This window comes from Klebsiella planticola (genome assembly GCF_000783935.2).
Lineage (GTDB): Bacteria > Pseudomonadota > Gammaproteobacteria > Enterobacterales > Enterobacteriaceae > Klebsiella > Klebsiella planticola.
Window position 1 is genome coordinate 3,725,722 of sequence record NZ_CP026047.1, and the last position, 18,910, is coordinate 3,744,631.

At 54.5% G+C, this 18,910-nt stretch carries 14 protein-coding genes; 9 read left to right on the plus strand and 5 right to left on the minus strand.

Translation table 11 applies throughout. The features are described from left to right. Nucleotides 1–266: 266 nt before the first annotated feature. On the plus strand, nt 267–905 hold the full coding sequence (rutR, locus tag MC50_RS17900) for an HTH-type transcriptional regulator RutR (protein ID WP_032688413.1): 639 nt from the start codon (nt 267–269) through the stop codon (nt 903–905). On the opposite strand, the gene MC50_RS17905 is transcribed toward rutR, so the two are convergent. Both MC50_RS17905 and putA read right to left on the minus strand, forming a co-directional pair. After that, a complete protein-coding gene (locus MC50_RS17905) occupies nt 902–1,297 on the minus strand; it encodes a lysozyme inhibitor LprI family protein (protein ID WP_032700332.1) in 396 nt (131 codons plus the stop codon). The genes rutR and MC50_RS17905 overlap by 4 nt on opposite strands. A 102-nt stretch (nt 1,298–1,399) precedes the next feature. Next, the gene (gene putA, locus MC50_RS17910) at nt 1,400–5,362 is read right to left on the minus strand and encodes a trifunctional transcriptional regulator/proline dehydrogenase/L-glutamate gamma-semialdehyde dehydrogenase (protein ID WP_047664616.1); all 3,963 of its coding nucleotides are present in this window, start codon (nt 5,360–5,362) and stop codon (nt 1,400–1,402) included. A gap of 424 nt (nt 5,363–5,786) precedes the next feature. Here putA and putP point away from each other — a divergent pair, with 424 nt between their 5' ends. After that, nucleotides 5,787–7,295 carry a sodium/proline symporter PutP gene (putP, locus tag MC50_RS17920; RefSeq protein WP_032688410.1) on the plus strand — a complete coding sequence of 503 codons (1,509 nt, stop codon included), beginning with the start codon at nt 5,787–5,789 and terminating at the stop codon, nt 7,293–7,295. A gap of 145 nt (nt 7,296–7,440) precedes the next feature. Next, nucleotides 7,441–7,875: a DUF3574 domain-containing protein gene (locus MC50_RS17925; protein ID WP_047664618.1), complete on the plus strand. Its 435-nt coding sequence runs from the start codon at nt 7,441–7,443 to the stop codon at nt 7,873–7,875. A 33-nt stretch (nt 7,876–7,908) separates the two neighbouring features. On the opposite strand, the gene MC50_RS17930 is transcribed toward MC50_RS17925, so the two are convergent. Further along, entirely contained in the window at nt 7,909–9,093 is a 1,185-nt protein-coding gene (locus MC50_RS17930; RefSeq protein WP_032688408.1) for a NupC/NupG family nucleoside CNT transporter, read from the minus strand. Between the two features lie 273 nt (nt 9,094–9,366). Between MC50_RS17930 and efeU the strand changes: the two genes are divergently transcribed. The 4 genes from efeU to phoH all read left to right on the plus strand — a co-directional run bounded on the left by efeU (nt 9,367) and on the right by phoH (nt 13,969). Then, nucleotides 9,367–10,206 (plus strand): iron uptake transporter permease EfeU, encoded by an 840-nt coding sequence (efeU, locus tag MC50_RS17935; protein WP_032688407.1) that lies wholly within the window; start codon nt 9,367–9,369, stop codon nt 10,204–10,206. A gap of 47 nt (nt 10,207–10,253) precedes the next feature. Continuing rightward, complete coding sequence (efeO, locus tag MC50_RS17940; protein ID WP_032688609.1) at nt 10,254–11,381, plus strand: iron uptake system protein EfeO; 1,128 nt, start codon at nt 10,254–10,256, stop codon at nt 11,379–11,381. Between the two features lie 4 nt (nt 11,382–11,385). After that, the gene (efeB, locus tag MC50_RS17945) at nt 11,386–12,669 is read left to right on the plus strand and encodes an iron uptake transporter deferrochelatase/peroxidase subunit (protein ID WP_032688406.1); all 1,284 of its coding nucleotides are present in this window, start codon (nt 11,386–11,388) and stop codon (nt 12,667–12,669) included. Nucleotides 12,670–13,180: 511 nt separating this feature from the next. Continuing rightward, nucleotides 13,181–13,969 (plus strand): phosphate starvation-inducible protein PhoH, encoded by a 789-nt coding sequence (gene phoH / locus MC50_RS17950; RefSeq protein WP_032695716.1) that lies wholly within the window; start codon nt 13,181–13,183, stop codon nt 13,967–13,969. 87 nt (nt 13,970–14,056) lie between these two features. Here phoH and MC50_RS17955 read toward each other — a convergent pair whose 3' ends face one another. Next, complete coding sequence (locus MC50_RS17955) at nt 14,057–15,298, minus strand: MFS transporter (protein WP_032688405.1); 1,242 nt, start codon at nt 15,296–15,298, stop codon at nt 14,057–14,059. 258 nt (nt 15,299–15,556) lie between these two features. Further along, entirely contained in the window at nt 15,557–15,973 is a 417-nt protein-coding gene (locus MC50_RS17960) for a hypothetical protein (protein WP_032695717.1), read from the minus strand. Between the two features lie 1,599 nt (nt 15,974–17,572). On the opposite strand from MC50_RS17960, the gene MC50_RS17965 reads away from it, so the two are divergent. Together MC50_RS17965 and MC50_RS17970 are read left to right on the plus strand one after the other, a co-directional pair. Next, on the plus strand, nt 17,573–18,085 hold the full coding sequence (locus MC50_RS17965) for a hypothetical protein (protein WP_123618898.1): 513 nt from the start codon (nt 17,573–17,575) through the stop codon (nt 18,083–18,085). Nucleotides 18,086–18,106: 21 nt separating this feature from the next. Further along, nucleotides 18,107–18,688 (plus strand): fimbrial protein, encoded by a 582-nt coding sequence (locus MC50_RS17970; protein ID WP_048619527.1) that lies wholly within the window; start codon nt 18,107–18,109, stop codon nt 18,686–18,688. Nucleotides 18,689–18,910: the final 222 nt, after the last annotated feature.

An 18,910-nucleotide genomic window follows, 5' to 3' on the forward strand; every position in this document is an offset into this window, starting at 1 on the left:
CGTTGACGAAGAAGGCGCGCGGTGCTGCATCCTGCATCTCCTGGGTCACCTCGCCAGAAAGCTAAAGCAAAGGGAATGCCAGTTTTGCAAAAATCAATGTTATTAATGTGTTGCGTATTGGTTGCTTAAAATGAAGGTGATAAAAGTGGACTAAATGGTCAAAATGAGTGCACGAAAAAACGGCAGTCATGCGCAATTGGGGTGCATAAGGTCGTGTCAAGGTTGGGCTTTTGCTATGCTGATGGCGTTGAAAGAAGGAGATGATGATGGCAGAGGGCGCTGTGAAAAAAACCGGGAAGCGTTCGCAGGCGGTGAGCGCAAAGAAAGAGGCTATCCTGGCCGCTGCGCTGGACGCATTTTCCCAGTTTGGTATCCACGGTACGCGGCTTGAGCAGGTTGCAGAGCTGGCCGGGGTATCGAAAACGAATCTACTCTATTACTACCCGTCGAAAGAGGCGCTGTATGTCGCCGTGCTGCAGCAGATCCTCACCATCTGGCTGGCGCCGCTGAGGGCGTTTCGCGAAGATATCAGCCCGCTGGTCGCTATCCGCGAATATATTCGCCTCAAGCTGGAGGTGTCGCGCGATTATCCGCAGGCCTCCAGGCTGTTTTGTCTGGAGATGCTACAGGGCGCGCCGCTGCTGATGGGCGAGCTGACCGGCGATCTGAAAGCGCTGGTGGATGAAAAGTCGGCGATTGTCTCTGGCTGGGTCGATAGCGGGAAACTGGCACCGGTCGACCCTCAGCATCTGATCTTCATGATCTGGGCCACCACTCAACATTACGCCGATTTTGCCACGCAGATTGAGGCGGTCACCGGCGCAACGTTGCGCGACGAGGCGTTTTTTCAACAAACCGTAGAGAACGTCCAGCGGATGATCATTGAAGGTATCCGGGTACGTTAATTGGCGGGGGGAAGCGGGCAGCTCTGGTCGCCATCTTCACACTGCAGCAGCGAAGCAAGGAACGATTCACGCTCCACGGTTTTGTCTGCCATACACTGGTTGATAAGCATCGGCTGGACGCTGCCGCCTTCGGCGCCGGAAGCGAGGAAGGTGCAGTCGGCGTCGCGCAGCGCTATCCACGCCAGCTGCGCTTTTTTCAGCTGTTCCTGCTGTTTACCCGCGGCGCGTTTCAGCGCTTCCTGATAGGTCTGATTCAGCTTGCTATCGGCCGCCTGATATTGTGCTGCCGTACACTGGTTCAACTCAGCCTGATTGCCGGCGTTAGCACATTCGTCCGCCAGCGCCTGTCCGCTTGCCAGCAGGGCTGCGAGGGCAATTAAAGTTCGTTTCATTGGTCCACTCCCATAAAAAAAGCTCCCGTCGGGGGAGCTTTAATTAACCACAGCCGGCGTCCGGTGTCATCAGCTGACGTGGATGTCGGTCGCAACAGACCCTTAGCCGATGGTCATCAGGCTAGCGTTACCGCCTGCCGCCGCAGTATTGACGCTCAGCGAGCGTTCAATATAGAGGCGTTCCAGCAACAGGTTGCTTTCACCGCGGGCGAAACCCTGAACCGAGATAATCGCGCCGTCGCGTGCCGCCACCTGTTCACACAGTTCCCGCAGCTGATCGGAATCGCCGTGGTAGATAACCGCATCGAAAGCCTGAGCGGTCAGCATCTCTGGTTTGGCAAAGTGGAGACGTTCGCTGACCTCGCGCGGCAGCTTCTTCGCCAGCTCGCGATGCAGAGCGCTCTCCGGCCACAGGATTTCACAGCCGACTGCGGTGACCGCCGCCAGCTGAATCAGCGCATCCTGCTCGTTATCCGCCACGCACAGTACGCGGTCGCGAGGGATAAAGGTCAGGGTATTGCGCTCGCCGGTTGGACCCGGCAGCAGACGTTGGGTACCGGCTTGCGCCAGTTCACGGTACTGCTGACACAGCGCCTGCAGTTCAGGACGACCGGCGGCCCACTGCTGCAGGGCGTTTAGCGGTTTTTCCAGCAGGGTTTTCAGCTGCGCATCCAGCGGACGTTCCGCATCCTGGCGGGCGAGCGTGGTTCCCACGGCGTTTTGCGGGCGGCTGGAGAGCAGACGATACAGATACAGCGGGCCGCCGGCTTTCGGTCCGGTCCCCGACAGACCTTCGCCGCCAAACGGCTGCACGCCGACCACGGCGCCAACCATATTGCGGTTAACGTACAGGTTGCCGACCTTCGCGCTGCCGGTGACCTGAGCAATGGTTTCGTCGATGCGGGTATGGACGCCGAGGGTCAGACCGTAGCCGGAGGCGTTAATCTGCTCGACCAGCTGATCCAGCTCGTTGCGGTTATAGCGAACCACGTGCAGCACCGGACCAAAGACCTCTTTTTTCAGCTCATCAAAGCTCTCGAGTTCGATCAGGGTCGGCGGAATGAAGGTCCCGCTTTGCCACTCACGCGCATCCTCGCTGTTTTCCCGTACCGCCTGGAACACCGTGCGGCCTTTGGCGCGCAGGCTCTGAATATGGCGTTCAATATTCTCTTTGGCTTCGGCATCGATGACCGGACCAATGTCGGTCGTCAGACGGCCAGGGTTGCCCATCCGGCATTCGCCCATTGCGCCGCGCAGCATGGTCAGCGTATGGTCGGCGATCTCTTCCTGCAGGCAGAGAATACGCAGGGCGGAACAGCGCTGCCCGGCGCTATCAAACGCGGAGGCCAGCACGTCGATCACCACTTGCTCGGTAAGGGCCGAGGAGTCGACGATCATGGCGTTCATCCCGCCGGTTTCGGCGATAAGCGGCGTCGGGCGACCCTGTGCATCCAGGCGGCTGGCGATATTGCGTTGCAGCAGCGTGGCGACTTCGGTGGAGCCGGTGAACATCACGCCGCGAACGCGTTCGTCGGTGGTCAGCGCGGCGCCGACGGTTTCCCCGCGGCCCGGCAGCAGCTGAATCACGCCCGGCGGAACGCCGGCTTCCAGCAGAATCGCTACGCCCTGAGCGGCAATCAGCGGCGTCTGTTCGGCGGGTTTCGCCAGCACGCTGTTACCGGCGGCCAGCGCGGCGGCAATCTGACCGGTGAAAATCGCCAGTGGGAAGTTCCACGGACTAATACAAACTACCGGTCCCAGCGGACGGTGGGTTTCATTATCGAAATCGTCGCGCACCTGACCGGCGTAGTAGTGGAGAAAATCAACGGCTTCGCGGACTTCGGCGATGGCGTTGCTGAAGGTTTTACCGGCTTCACGGACCAGAATGCCGATCAGCGTCTGCATCTGGTCTTCCATCAGCACCGCCGCGCGTTCAAGGATCGCCGCTCGTTCCTGCGGCGGGGTGGCAAACCAGATAGGCGCGTTATTGACTGCGCTGGTCAGCGCCAGTTCAATCTCTTCCGGGTGGGCTTCACGCACGTGGCCGACGATATCTTTCGGCTCGGCCGGGTTAATCACCGCCTGCAGTTCGCCCGCCATCACCGGATGCTCCAGCGCCGGCAGCGCCTGCCATTTGTGCAATGCGCTGTTCAGCAGAGAGGAGGAGAGGGAGGCCAGACGGTGTTCGTTGGCCAGATCCAGGCCCGCGGAGTTACTGCGGCCTTTGCCGTACAGATCGCGCGGCAGCGGGATCTTCGGATGGGGCAGGCCGGCCTTACCCTCCTGCCGGGCCAGTTTTTCCACGGCGCTGACCGGGTCGGCAACCAGCTCGTCCAGCGGCAGCGTAGTATCCGCGATACGGTTAACAAAGGAGGTGTTGGCGCCGTTTTCCAGCAGGCGGCGTACCAGGTATGCCAGCAGCGTCTCGTGGGTCCCGACCGGCGCATAAATTCGGCACGGACGGTTCAGTTTCCCGTCGGCAACCTTGCCGACTACCTGTTCGTAGAGCGGTTCGCCCATGCCGTGCAGGCACTGGAACTCATACTGGCCCGGATAGTAGTTTTGCCCGGCCAACTGATAAATGGCTGCCAGGGTATGGGCGTTGTGGGTGGCGAACTGCGGGTAGATAAGGCTCGGCACCGCCAGCAGCTTTTTCGCGCAGGCGAGGTAGGAGACGTCGGTGTACACCTTGCGGGTATACACCGGGTAGCCTTCGAGGCCGTCCATCTGCGCGCGTTTGATTTCGCTGTCCCAGTAGGCGCCTTTTACCAGGCGGATCATCAGGCGACGGCGGCTGCGGGTGGCGAGGTCAATCAGGGAATCAATGACGAACGGGCAGCGTTTTTGGTAGGCCTGAATCACGAAGCCAATTCCGTTCCAGCCGGCCAGCTCTGGTTCAAAGCACAGCTTCTCCAGCAGGTCGAGGGAGATCTCCAGGCGATCGGCCTCTTCGGCATCGATGTTAATCCCGATATCGTACTGACGCGCCAGCAGGGTCAATGATTTCAGCCGCGGATACAGTTCATCCATCACCCGATCGTATTGTGCGCGGCTGTAGCGCGGGTGCAGCGCAGAGAGTTTGATCGAAATCCCCGGGCCTTCATAAATGCCGCGGCCGTTAGAGGCTTTGCCAATCGCGTGGATCGCCTGCTGGTAGGAGACCATATAGGCCTGAGCATCGGCGGCGGTGAGCGCGGCCTCGCCCAGCATATCGTAGGAGTAACGGAACCCTTTCTCTTCCAGCTTGCGGGCGTTGGCCAGCGCTTCGGCGATGGTTTCGCCGGTCACGAACTGTTCGCCCATCAAACGCATCGCCATGTCGACGCCTTTGCGAATCAGCGGTTCGCCGCTTTTGCCGATAATCCGGTTCAGCGAGCGCGAAAGGCTGGTTTCGTTATGGGTAGAGACCAGTTTGCCGGTAAACAGCAGGCCCCAGGTTGCCGCATTGACGAACAGCGACGGGCTGCGGCCGATGTGCGACTGCCAGTTACCGTTGCTGATTTTGTCGCGGATGAGGGCATCGCGGGTGGCTTTGTCCGGAATACGCAGCAGCGCCTCCGCCAGACACATCAGCGCCACCCCTTCCTGTGAAGAGAGCGAAAACTCTTGTAGCAGGCTCTGCACCATGCCGGCGCGACCGCTGGCGGTTTTTTGATTACGCAGTTTCTCCGCCAGCTGATAAGCCAGCTTATGCGCCTGTTCAGCCAGCGGCTGCGGCAGGCGCGCCTGCTCCAGCAGCATAGGGACGGCGTCAGTTTCTGCCCGGCGGTAAGCGGCGGTAATCGAGGCCCGGGTGACGGACTGCGGCAGAATCTGCTCGGCAAATTCGAGGAATGGCTGCCACGGCTCATCGACCGGGCTGCTGACGTCATCGCTTTCATTGGCGGCGCCGGCAAGCAGGGCCGGCAGCTCGGGCAGCGTCTCGTCGTTTTCCAGCTTTTCCAGATAGTTGAAAATGGCCTGTTTAATCAGCCAGTGCGGCGTGCGGTCAATACGGCTCGCGGCGAACTTGATGCGTTCACGCGTCGCGTCGTCAAGCTTAACACCCATGGTGGTGGTGCCCATGCTTATCACTCCTGTTATGAATCGTTGTTCTTTTTTGCGGTTACGCGAAAATATCTACTATGTTGCAACTTTGTGCAACCTTGTTAATCGTGACCTGTGTAGCAAGCTGAGAAATGAGTGAGTTGTTAATTGAGATGGTGGATGTAACGGAAAATTAACCTTTCTGCGCTGGGGTTTTTTATGCGTCAGTTAACAGTTTTACAAGGTGCAACCAATAAAAACGTGAGAGAGTGCAACCTATAACAAAATGAAGTTTGGTACGGACAAAAATTAGTGTAAATGCTGTGTTAAATCGTTTGTGAAATGCCGACGCTTCCGTCAGGATACGGTCGCCCAATACAATCCTTGTGCCACTACCCCGTTCCGGTAGTGGAATAAAATGACAAAGCAGGACGTTGTCGACAAAAGAATCTGGAGATTTTACATGGCTATTAGCACCCCCATGTTGGTGACTTTTATTATTTATATATTTGGCATGGTACTGATCGGTTTTATTGCCTGGCGATCGACAAAAAACTTTGATGATTATATTCTCGGCGGCCGCAGTCTCGGGCCATTTGTGACGGCGCTCTCCGCCGGCGCCTCCGATATGAGCGGCTGGCTGCTGATGGGATTGCCCGGCGCAATATTTCTCTCCGGTATTTCCGAGAGCTGGATTGCCATTGGTCTGACGCTCGGCGCATGGATTAACTGGAAACTGGTCGCCGGTCGTCTGCGCGTACACACCGAGGTAAATAATAATGCGCTGACCTTACCGGATTATTTTACCGGGCGCTTTGAAGATAAAAGCCGCGTGCTGCGTATTATTTCGGCGCTGGTTATTTTGCTGTTCTTCACCATTTATTGTGCCTCCGGGATTGTTGCCGGTGCCCGTCTGTTTGAAAGCACTTTTGGCATGAGCTATGAAACGGCGCTGTGGGCCGGTGCGGCGGCGACGATTATTTATACCTTCGTCGGCGGATTCCTCGCGGTAAGCTGGACCGATACCGTACAGGCCAGCCTGATGATTTTTGCGCTGATTCTGACGCCGGTGATGGTGATTATTTCCGTTGGCGGCTTTGGTGAATCGCTGGAAGTGATCAAGCAGAAGAGCATTGAAAATGTCGATATGCTCAAAGGACTGAATTTTGTGGCGATTATTTCGCTGATGGGCTGGGGCCTGGGCTACTTTGGCCAGCCGCATATTCTGGCGCGTTTTATGGCGGCGGATTCGCACCACAGCATCGTTCACGCACGTCGCATCAGTATGACCTGGATGATTCTCTGCCTGGCGGGTGCCGTGGCGGTCGGTTTCTTCGGTATTGCATGGTTCAATAATAACCCGGCGCTGGCCGGCGCGGTTAATCAGAACTCCGAGCGCGTGTTTATCGAACTGGCGCAAATCCTGTTTAACCCGTGGATTGCCGGTATTCTGCTGTCGGCGATTCTGGCGGCGGTGATGTCCACCCTGAGCTGTCAGCTGCTGGTGTGCTCCAGCGCGATTACCGAAGACCTGTATAAAGCGTTTCTGCGCAAAAACGCCGGTCAGAAAGAGCTGGTGTGGGTCGGACGGACGATGGTCCTGGTGGTGGCGCTGATCGCCATTGCGCTGGCGGCAAACCCGAACAACCGCGTGCTGGGTCTGGTGAGCTACGCCTGGGCAGGCTTCGGTGCCGCGTTTGGTCCGGTCGTACTGTTCTCGGTGATGTGGTCGCGGATGACGCGTAACGGGGCGCTGGCCGGGATGGTGATTGGCGCGCTGACGGTGATTGTCTGGAAACAGTTCGGTTGGCTGGGCCTGTATGAAATCATCCCTGGCTTTATCTTTGGCAGTCTGGGCATCGTGGTCTTCAGCCTGCTGGGCAAAGCCCCGTCGACATCCATGCAGCAACGCTTTGCCGAAGCGGACGCCCATTATCATTCGGCTCCGCCGACACCGGCTACCGCCGAGTAAACTCACGACCGGTTAATCAAGCCCGCGTTCAGCGGGCTTTTTTGTGGCTGAAAGCCGGCCAGGCGCCGGGCACGGCTCCCACCTCTTGCTAATTCCATGAAAATACGCTGATATCGGGGGCACAAAAAACAATGAGGATAGCAAAATGACGTTCAGACAGGGTGCGCTGGTGCTGGTGATGGCAGGGCTGCTTGGCGGCTGCGTGGCACCGGCGAAGAAGAGTACGCCGGTTGCCACGGCAGCGGTATGCCCGGCAGAGAATGCGATGGTGCAGACCACGCTCTATTTCGGTTTAAGCCGCCCGGCGGGTAAAGATATCACCCACCAGGAGTGGCAGCAGTTTGTTGACCGCGACGTCACGCCGCGTTTTCGTGAGGGATTAACGGTGTTTGACGCCCGAGGCCAGTGGCTGGGGAATGATGGCAGCGTGGCCCGCGAGCAGAGCAAAGCGCTGATGCTGATTCATGGTAAAGACGGTGGCAGCGAAGAGGGGATCGAGGCGTTACGTAACCTCTATAAATCGCGCTTTGCCCAGGAGTCGGTGATGCGCGTGGACCAACCGGTCTGCGTTCACTTCTGAAAAAACGGCGGGGAAGTCCCCGCCGTATCTCTTCTATAGCACCAGGCCGGCAAAGCTGGCGGAAAGCAGACTGACCAGCGTGGCGCCGTAGACCAGACGCAGGCCGAAGCGGGAGACGATATTGCCCTGCTGTTCGTTCAGCCCTTTAATGGCCCCGGCAATAATGCCGATGGAGGCAAAGTTCGCGAAAGAGACCAGGAAGACCGAGAGGATGCCCAGTCCACGCGGAGTCATGCCGGCGGCAATTTTTTGCAGCTCAATCATCGCCACAAACTCATTGGCCACCAGCTTGGTTGCCATAATACTTCCGGCGTTCAATGCATCGCTGAGCGGAATACCAATCAGCCAGGCCAGCGGATAGAATACATAGCCAAGAATTTGCTGGAAGCTCAGGCCAAACAGCGTGGCAAACAGGGCATTAATGGCGCTGATCAGGGCGATAAAGCCAATCAGCATCGCCAGAATAATCATCGCTACTTTAAAGCCGGCAAGAATATATTCCCCGAGCATTTCGAAGAAGCTTTGTGATTCGTGGAGCTTCTCCAGCTTAATCTCTTCTTCGCTACCCGGACGCGTCGGGTTAATAATCGACAGCACAATAAAGGTGCTGAACATATTCAGGATCAGCGCCGCGACCACATATTTTGCATCGAGCATGCTCATATAGGCGCCGACGATGGAGAGCGATACCGTGGACATCGCGGTGGCTGCCATGGTGAACAGCCGACGTGAGGAGAGGTCGCCCAGCACGCCTTTGTAGGCGATAAAGTTCTCCGACTGGCCGAGAATCAGCGAGCTGACGGCGTTGAAGGATTCCAGTTTACCCATGCCGTTGACTTTGGAGAGCAGGGTGCCAATCACGCGGATGAAAACAGGCAGAATGCGCCAGTGCTGCAGAATACCGATCAGCGCCGAAATAAAGACAATCGGGCACAGCACGCCAAGGAAAATAAACGCCATCCCTTTTTCACTCATGCCGCCAAATACAAAGTTGGTGCCTTCGGCAGCAAAGCCGAGCAGCGAAGTGAAAAAGCCAGAGATATTTTTAACTATCCACAGACCGCTTTCGGCATGCAGGAAAAAGAATGCCAGCGCAATTTCAATGATAATTAACTGGATAATATAGCGAACGCGGATTTTTTGTCGGTCATAGCTGGCAAGCCAGGCAAGGCCGAGGATAACCGCCAGCGCCAGCAGGAAGTGCAAGAATTGTGTCATGTTGTTCATTTCGCAGGTCAATAAGGCCGCTATTTAGCCACAGCCGGTCAACCTGGTAAATATCTGCAGCGAAAAAACCGCCGCGCCGGCTGGCCGAACGCGACGCAGACAGATAATCCCCTAAGTGATTATTTTACAGCAATTAATTTACAACTCGTCACCAAACTCTCTACATTTCACTTGTGTTTCTGATTATTGTAATGATAATCACTATCAGAAATATTTACTTATCTTTGCATCCACTGACTGCGATTCACATTGAAGGGTGTCGGCATGTTTGTTCCATTTCTCATTATGTTACGCGAAGGGCTGGAGGCGGCGCTGATTGTCAGCCTGATTGCCAGCTATCTCAAACGCACCCAGCGCGGCAGCTGGATTGGCGTCATGTGGATTGGCGTTATCCTGGCGGCGGCGCTGTGCCTGGGCCTGGGGATCTTTATCAACGAAACGACCGGCGAGTTTCCCCAGCGGGAACAGGAGCTGTTCGAAGGCATCGTGGCGCTGGTGGCGGTATGCATCCTGACCTGGATGGTGTTCTGGATGCGTAAAGTCTCGCGCAACGTGAAGCAGCAGTTGGAACAGGCGGTGGATAATGCTCTGCAGCGCGGTAATCATCACGGCTGGGCGCTGATCATGATGGTCTTTTTCGCCGTCGCGCGGGAAGGGCTGGAGTCGGTGTTCTTCCTGCTGGCGGCATTCCAGCAGGATGTCGGAATTTGGCCGCCGCTCGGGGCGATGCTGGGACTGGCTACCGCGATTGTCCTCGGCTTCCTGCTTTACTGGGGCGGGATCCGCCTTAACCTCGGCGTATTTTTCAAATGGACCAGTCTGTTCATTCTGCTGGTGGCGGCCGGGCTGGCTGCCGGGGCAATTCGCGCCTTTCATGAAGCCGGTCTGTGGAACCATTTCCAGGACGTGGCGTTTGACCTGAGCGGCGTGCTGTCGACCCACACGCTTTTCGGCACGCTGCTCGAAGGGATCTTCGGTTACCAGGAGACGCCTACCGTCAGTGAAGTGGCGGTCTACTTTATCTATTTGATTCCGGCGCTGGTGCTGTTTGCGCTGCCGCCGCGTAACAATACAGCAACCTCGCGCACCGCTCCGCTTAAGTAGGGCGCCGCAGGATTATGGTTACAACATACTTACCGAAAGGGATGATCATGATGATTCATTTTCGCCGTAATGCGCTGCAGCTTGCCGTCGCAGCGTTGTTCAGCTCTGCCTTCTACGCTCAGGCTGCGGATATCCCGCAGGTAAAAGTCACCGTTAACGACAAACAGTGTGAGCCGATGAACGTCACCGTGAAAGCGGGGAAAACGCAGTTCATTATTCAAAACCACAGTCAGAAAGCGCTGGAGTGGGAGATTCTCAAAGGCGTGATGGTCGTGGAAGAGCGCGAGAACATTGCGCCAGGCTTTACGCAAAAGCTGACGGCGAACCTGCAGCCGGGCGAATACGACATGACCTGCGGTCTGCTGACCAACCCGAAAGGCAAGCTGATCGTGACCGGCGCCGCCACCAAAGATGCGGCGAAAGCCGATGCGCTGTTAAGCCTTGGCGAGGCGATCACCGCCTATAAAGCCTACGTTACGGCGGAAACCGCACAGCTGGTTAGCGGTACGAAAGCTTTCACCGACGCGGTGAAAGCGGGCGATATTGAAAAAGCGAAAGCGCTGTATGCTCCGACGCGTCAGCACTACGAGCGCATTGAACCGATCGCAGAACTGTTCTCCGATCTGGACGGCAGTATTGATGCGCGTGAAGACGATTACGAGAAAAAAGCCGAAGACCCGAAATTCACCGGCTTCCACCGTCTGGAAAAAGCCCTGTTTGGCGACAACAGCGTCAAGGGGATGGAAAAGTATGCCGACCAGTTGAACAGCGATGTGCTTGAACTGCAAAAACGCATCAGCGAACTGGCGTTCCCGCCGTCGAAAGTGGTGGGTGGCGCGGCGGGCCTGATTGAAGAAGTCGCGGCCAGCAAAATCAGCGGCGAAGAAGATCGCTACAGCCACACCGATCTGTGGGACTTCCAGGCGAACATCGACGGCGCGCAGAAGATCGTTGACCTGCTGCGCCCGCAGCTGCAAAAAGAGAACAGCGCGCTGCTGGCGAAAGTGGATGCTAACTTCAAGAAAGTTGACGCTATCCTCAGCAAATACCGCACTAAAGACGGCTTCGAAACGTATGACAAGCTGACGGATGCGGATCGTAATGCGTTAAAAGGGCCGATCACCACGCTGGCGGAAGATCTGTCTCAGCTGCGCGGGATCCTTGGGCTGGACTAAGTCGATGGCAGAACAGAAGCAATCTGACGTGAATGAGCCTTCACGTCGTCGATTATTAAAAGGGATCGGCGCGCTTGGCGGCGCGCTGGCTATTACCGGCGGCTGTCCGGTGGCACACGCGGCGAAGGGCAGCAGCTCTCCGGGTGTGCTGTCGCCGGACGCGCGGGCCGAGGCGCAGCCTTTTTACGGGCAGCACCAGGCCGGCGTGCTGACGCCGCAGCAGGCATCGATGATGCTGGTGGCCTTTGATGTGCTGGCCAGCGATAAAGCGGACCTGGAGCGTCTGTTTCGTCTGCTGACTCAGCGCATCGCCTTTCTGACCAAAGGGGGGCCGGCGCCGGACACGCCTAATCCGCGCCTGCCGCCGATGGATTCGGGGATCCTCGGAGCGTGGATCTCCCCGGATAACCTGACCGTCACCGTTTCGGTTGGCCATTCGCTGTTTGATGAGCGCTATGGATTAGCGGACCAGGCGCCGAAAAAGCTGCAAAAAATGACCCGCTTCCCCAACGATTCGCTGGATGCGGCGCTCTGCCATGGCGATCTGCTGTTGCAAATCTGTGCCAATACTCAGGATACGGTTATCCATGCGCTGCGCGATGTGATTAAACATACGCCGGATCTGCTCAGCGTCCGCTGGAAGCGTGAAGGGTTTATTTCCGATAGCGCCGCGCGGAGTAAAGGCAAAGAGACGCCGGTTAACCTGCTGGGCTTTAAAGACGGCACCGCGAACCCGGTCAGCAGCGATAAGGCGCTGATGGATGAAGTGGTATGGGTGACCGCCGATCAGGGTGAGCCGGCATGGGCAACCGGCGGCAGCTATCAGGCGGCGCGAATCATCCAGTTCCACGTGGAATTCTGGGATCGCACCCCGCTGAAAGAGCAGCAGACCATTTTTGGGCGCGATAAGCACAGCGGCGCGCCGCTGGGCATGCAGCATGAGCATGACGTGCCGGATTACAGCCGGGATCCTGACGGCGATATTATTGCCCTGGACAGCCACATTCGACTGGCGAACCCGCGGACACCGCAGACGCAGTCCAGTCTGATGATGCGTCGTGGCTACAGTTATTCGCTGGGCGTAACCAACTCCGGGCAGCTGGATATGGGACTGCTGTTCGTCTGCTATCAGCATGATCTGGAGAAGGGATTCCTGACGGTGCAAAAACGCCTTAACGGCGAAGCGCTGGAGGAGTACGTCAAACCTATCGGCGGTGGCTACTTCTTTGTGTTACCGGGCGTTATCGACAGCCAGCACTTCCTGGCGCAATCCCTGCTTGAAGCCTGACGCACCTGCCCGTAAGGGCAGGGCGTTTCTGCTGTTTTTCCATTCTTTTTTTGTATTTCCTGCCTTGTGTTATTTTTCTGTAATCTAAATGACGGAAACTCGCTCCAGCTGTACAGGGAAATATTTGTTGCGTCTATGTAAAAAATAAGTTGCATTAAGAATAATTTTTGATGTACTTATTACAGACGCGGTAGTTCCCGGCAGTGATGTCGTTTCACTATGGAGATCGCGAATGGTAGGGTCCTGTACCGGACAACGCAAAACAACACACCGTACTCTTCAGCACGGAGGGAAAACCTCCGGCAGCGATTTCGTCAGCGTAAATTCACCTCTTTCCACCCCCACAGAACATCCGAACCCTGACCGGGTACGCGGTGCGCGTAGCCGTGACTCGTTGTCAATTCAACCGGCAAGCAATGGCTTAAAAGGAAGCCAAACCTCAATCGTTTGTGCGCATAATCGCGTCGATGCTGACGCGTGTGATGTAAACCAACAACGCAAGGTGCTATCCATGGGAAGACAAAAAGCAGTGATCAAAGCTCGTCGTGAGGCAAAACGTGTGCTGAGACGCGATTCGCGCAGCCATAAGCAACGCGAAGAAGAATCGGTCACATCGCTTGTGCAAATGAGTGGCGTAGAAGCAATTGGCATGGCGCGGGACAGCCGTGATACTTCCCCAATTGAAGCGCGCAATGACGCTCAGGCGCATTATTTGAATGCCATCGACAATAAACAGCTGATTTTTGCAACGGGCGAAGCCGGGTGCGGTAAAACCTGGATTAGCGCAGCAAAAGCCGCCGAAGCCCTGATTCACAAAGATGTGGACAGGATTATTGTTACCCGTCCCGTTCTGCAGGCCGATGAAGATCTCGGCTTCTTACCGGGAGATATCGCCGAGAAGTTTGCTCCCTATTTCCGACCGGTGTACGACGTACTGGTGAAGAGGCTGGGCGCTTCCTTTATGCAATACTGCCTGCGACCGGAAATTGGCAAGGTGGAAATCGCGCCGTTCGCCTATATGCGCGGACGTACATTTGAAAATGCCGTGGTGATTCTGGACGAGGCCCAGAACGTGACGGCTGCGCAAATGAAAATGTTTTTAACCCGCCTCGGGGAAAACGTGACGGTCATCGTGAACGGCGACATTACCCAGTGTGATTTACCCTCTGGCGTGAAGTCCGGGCTGGTCGATGCGCTGGCGCGTTTTGAGGAAGACGAGATGATCGGCATTGTGCGTTTTACCGCCGATGATTGCGTCCGTTCGATGCTCTGCCAGCGAACGCTGAAAGCCTACTACTGATCGCTATCTTGTGTGCAAAGCCCGGGGAAACCCGGGCTTTGTTATTTTGATGCGGCGACGAGGCCGGCAGCGAAGCGCTAACCCCTGTTAACCTATCGCGCCCAGCGCATCTTCGCTGCCCTGCGTTTTCGGCAGTAAGAACAGGGTGGCGAAAATATCCAGCAGATACAGAAGGGCCAGCAGCGTGATGGCAGCGGTGAACGACCAGTGGCTGACGCACAGACCAATCACCAGCGGCCCAAAACCACCGACGCCGCGACCAAGGTTAAACAGCACGTTCTGCGCCGTAGCGCGGACCTGTAGCGGGTAGGTATCAGAAATAAGCGCCCCGTAGCCGCCAATCATGCCGTTGACAAACATTCCCATTACCGCCCCGGTAAACAGCATCAGGGTCGGGTCCCGCAGCTGGGCATAGATAATGACCATCACGACGGCCCCAACCTGGTAAATCAGAAAGATCTTCCAGCGGGCGAAACGGTCCGCCAGCACGCCGAACAGCCAGATGCCGAAGGTCATCCCCACGACGGTGACCGCGGTCCAGAGTCCTGATTTGGTGAGCGAAAAACCAAAACTGGAGGAGAGATAGCTGGGCATCCAAATCATCAGGCCGTAGTAGCCAAAATTCTGTACCGAGCAGAGGATGAGGATCCCGATACTGGCCTTCGAGGTGGCGCGGTCAGCAAACAGCATCCGGAGACGGGTCGTGAAGGAGACCTGTTGGGTGACTGCGATATCTTTGGTAAACGCGTCGGGCTCCCCCATGCCGCGGCGAATGGCAAATGAGACCAGGGCGGGCAGCAGCCCAACGAGGAACATTCCGCGCCAGCCGATGATATCCAGCAGGAGAGGGGTGATAAAGGCGGCAAGCAGCACGCCAAGCTGCCAGCCGATACCGACCCATGCCGAGGCGCGATTGCGTTTGCTGGCGGGCCAGACTTCAGCAATCAGCGCCATGCCAATACCGAATTCGCCGCCTAGCCCCATACCTGCAAGAGTTCGATAGGCCAACAGATCCCAATAACCCTGCGCAACCGCACAGAGGCCGGTAAAGACCGAGAACATCAGGATCGTGAAGGTCAGGACGCGAATACGGCCCAGGCGGTCGCTGAGATGACCGAAAAAAATCCCGCCCAGTACCGCGCCAATCAGCGTCCAGGTCACGAGGGAACCGGCCTGAGAAGTGCTGAGCGCCAGCGAAACGCTGATCGCAGGCAGCATGAAACCGAGGATCAGCAGGTCAAAGCCATCCATTGCGTAGCCGCTGATCGCCGCGACCATCGCTTTCGCCGGCGTGACGCCGCGTTTGTTAAGTGGAGAAGAGAACGTCATGTCCAGACCTTAGAGTGAAAATTGTGCGCCAAGTATAAGTTTGTCGGCGGCCGCAATCTACAGGCAACGCGGGGTAAAAGGGTCCGGGCAAGGCAAGAATGCCGACCGCAGGAAAAGGCATTCGCGCTGCCGTCGGTCAGGGCGATGCGGTAGGCGGAAAAAACGTGGCTGCGTACGGACTTTCGGCAGACGACCAGGTGGTACGCATATCCACCTTTTTGTGCCTTAAGTCTGGCCCCCCCCTGAAGGGGCCGGGTGTTATTTTAGCCCCTCCCATAGTCCTTCAACGATCGCGGCAGCCATTGAGGAACTGTGGCCGGTATGTTCCACGCAATATGACTGCGCGGTATCGAGGTCTTTGCGAACACGGTGGCTTTTGGCAAATGCCTGGCTTGATACCGATGAACCGCCCGTGTAGATCTCAAGGCTGGCAACGCTTTCTGCATGACGCGTCACGTCAAAACGATTTACGCCGACTTCATTGTTGAGTTTTCCGTACTCCAGAAGGTATCCCTGAGAAAAAAGCTTATCCTGCATGCAAGAGTATATCGCTCTGGGTTTTGCTGAATCCTTGTAAAAGTAGCTTTGGGTGACCTCAGTATCCTTGCCGTACGGCTGAAGCGATGCGCAGCCGGCAATCAACAAGGGGACCACAAGAACAGTTCTTTTCCGCATAAAGGTTATTCCTTTTAAGGATACGTATCATTGCGCCATCGGTCATAAGAACAGATATTCCTGCTATGCTGCGCTCCGCTATTTGACATCCTCTTTAAGGAGTAAATATATCAACACTGAGGTGGGGCAATGCTTCAGATTTTAATTCTAATATTAACGAAGTCGGGTAAACCTGAGATAAACAAACTTAAGATAAAACTTTCCGTATCTGATGGGCTAAAGCAGAACTGCGTTGCAACCGCTGCATACATATAATTAACACTCCGGACATTGGTATTAACAAAAGGGCTGTTGGTGTTGATTCAATTAGCAGGGTAGAAGTGGCAATGGCAATGCAGGAAAATACTGCACTCACGCCACCACTTTGCTTCGCGAAAAGCTGAATAAGGGGACGGTCATCCACTCGACTGTTTGAGGACCAAATCTGCTATATCGTGAAAAAAATAGTACAGGTTCTACTAACACGCTTTTTAACTATACGGCGACCACGCGTGACAAACCCCTACAATCGACTTCGTTGTCGTCATGATATTGCATGATCCTGTCCCCGCATTATGGGTCTGACTTTTTCTGCCAGGCCCGCTTCATTCACACTGAGATTTGGCTTGATTTGAAACTTAAACGGAATTCAAACACCAGCAAATTAGTTTGTTTTATAAATATTACAACTATTATAATTAACTTACGAAATCATTGCGGTGGTGCTGTATTTCTGAAGTGAAGATCATTGAATTATATACAAATTAAATTTCCTCATGTTACATGCGTGCTAATAAAAAGATCCGCGGGATACTTTTCAATAGGAATAAACTATCAAAATGTTGGTTTTGATAGTTTATGTGATTTTGTGATTTTTATTAGATGGTTTAATTTCTGTCGCATATGAAATGCACATGATTGTCATCTGGCTTTATTTATAAACAGGGGGCGGGAAAGATATTTCTGACAATAACTTTATTTAACTTTACATTGGTTAGTCCGCTAAGAATTGGGGAATATTCCTATGCCGGCGCTGGCAATTTTCTGTAGCGGAGAGGTTTTTTTCTAAAATTCAGCGTGCATCATGTCTGAGACGCTCTACCAGAGAGGGCCTGATTGCTTATTCGTCACTAAAGGGGAGGTTGCCATTTTATTTAAAGTCGCTAATGATTGTTTATTGATTCAAATCAAGTCATTTTTATAATGAATCGCATAAACAAAGAGTTATTTTTTTGTTGCTCATTATTTATTAAGATTTTTCCTCAAAAAAACAATGATGAAAACTTCATATTTAATCATTGGCCTGGAATACAGTGGCGCTTACAGGCTGAAAAATGATTTGTTTTATCTATCAAAACCCATGTTGATTTGAGTTAAAAACTGTTAGGAAAAATTTGGGTGGTATGATTTAAATAAAGGTGTAAGAAAACAATACTAAACAATTTTGAATGTGTCTGTTTGACACGTTGATTTCGTGTGCGTTGAATAAACAGAGAGAAAATGCGATATCATATTGTATCAGATAATTTATATTTTCTCCTGGGGGTCAGAGGACTATTTAACCGGAAGGGGTTGTTTGCATTTATATATTACAGCTGTGAGCAGTCTACGCTGGAGTTGATGCGTGATATCAATGGTCATCTGAAACCTGGTGATGTGCTGGTTTGTGCACTCAATGATATTATTCTTAGGCAGAATGTACTGAAGTTATCATGCGTATTGTTTGGGCGAATATTATTTATGCCTTTTTTTACAGTATCTGAAAAAACGACGGGTTCATTACCCTGGGTCCTGAATAGTACTGTAACAGAAGATGCTTTCTTTATTCTCCTGAAGAAAATGGAAACCGCTACATACTCTAAAAGAAATATCACCGATAAACATATGGAAACAATAGGGTTTCTGACGTCCGGTAAAACAATTAATGAACTGGTCATGGCGACGGGCTGGACCGCGAAAAAACTCTATTACCAGCGAACGGCATTGCTGAAGAGGTGCGGTCTTACCGGAACCACGGATCATGAAGTTCTTCTCTGCAGAGACATATTGACCTTATTAAGGAGGCATAACGTAACGAAAGCTGAAGTACCGCCATCTCAACATCATCTGTCAAAAGGTGAATATTATTCATAGTTAAGTAGTAAAGGGACCTGTATGAAAAGAAATACTTTATATAAAGCCTTAATTTCCGCTTTCGTGATTGTGGGGGGCTTGTCAGCCAATGCAAACGCTGCCGACGGTACCATCAACTTTCAGGGAACAGTAACATCGAGCGCCTGTACCACCATTGTTGGGGCGGCTCCGGCTGGAGGGACTGCCGGGAGTACCACAACCGTTAACCTTCCTCCGGTATCTGCCGACACGCTGAACGCCCTGGCCGGTACCTATGCCGGACATACCGCATTCACCATTCAGCTGACCGGATGTCAGGCTGCCGGTTCGTTGAACAGCGTGCGCGCAACGTTTTCTACCGCTTCTCCGGCTGCCGGAGACAATACGGTAATGGGCAATACCGCCCCTTCCGGTGCGGCCGACGTGGCAGTTGCGATTCTGACCGCGCAAAGTGCACCGGTTCATCTGAACGGTGGCACATTGCTCGATCCCGGTGCCGCGCTCCCTACCGCGGCGGCCGGTCCGGTCACTCTTAATTATCTGGCGGCATACAAATCCCTCAGCACAGCCGTCACCCCCGGTCCTGTCACTGGCATTGCCGACTACGTGATTTCCTATTTCTGATAATACGGAATAACTGTTGTATTTGTGATTAAAGCCGGGTCGACCGGCTTTTCTGGGTAACGACAGTATCTGGTTTCTACCGCGCTATACCGGGGAATATCATTATATGTATCGTTTTTTACTGCGCTGTATTCACACGGAAGAACCACGGAGTCAGGTATCCCGGATATCGATGATTCTCCCGGTGCTTTTCAGTAGTGTCAGCGTCAGTGTTTTTGCCGG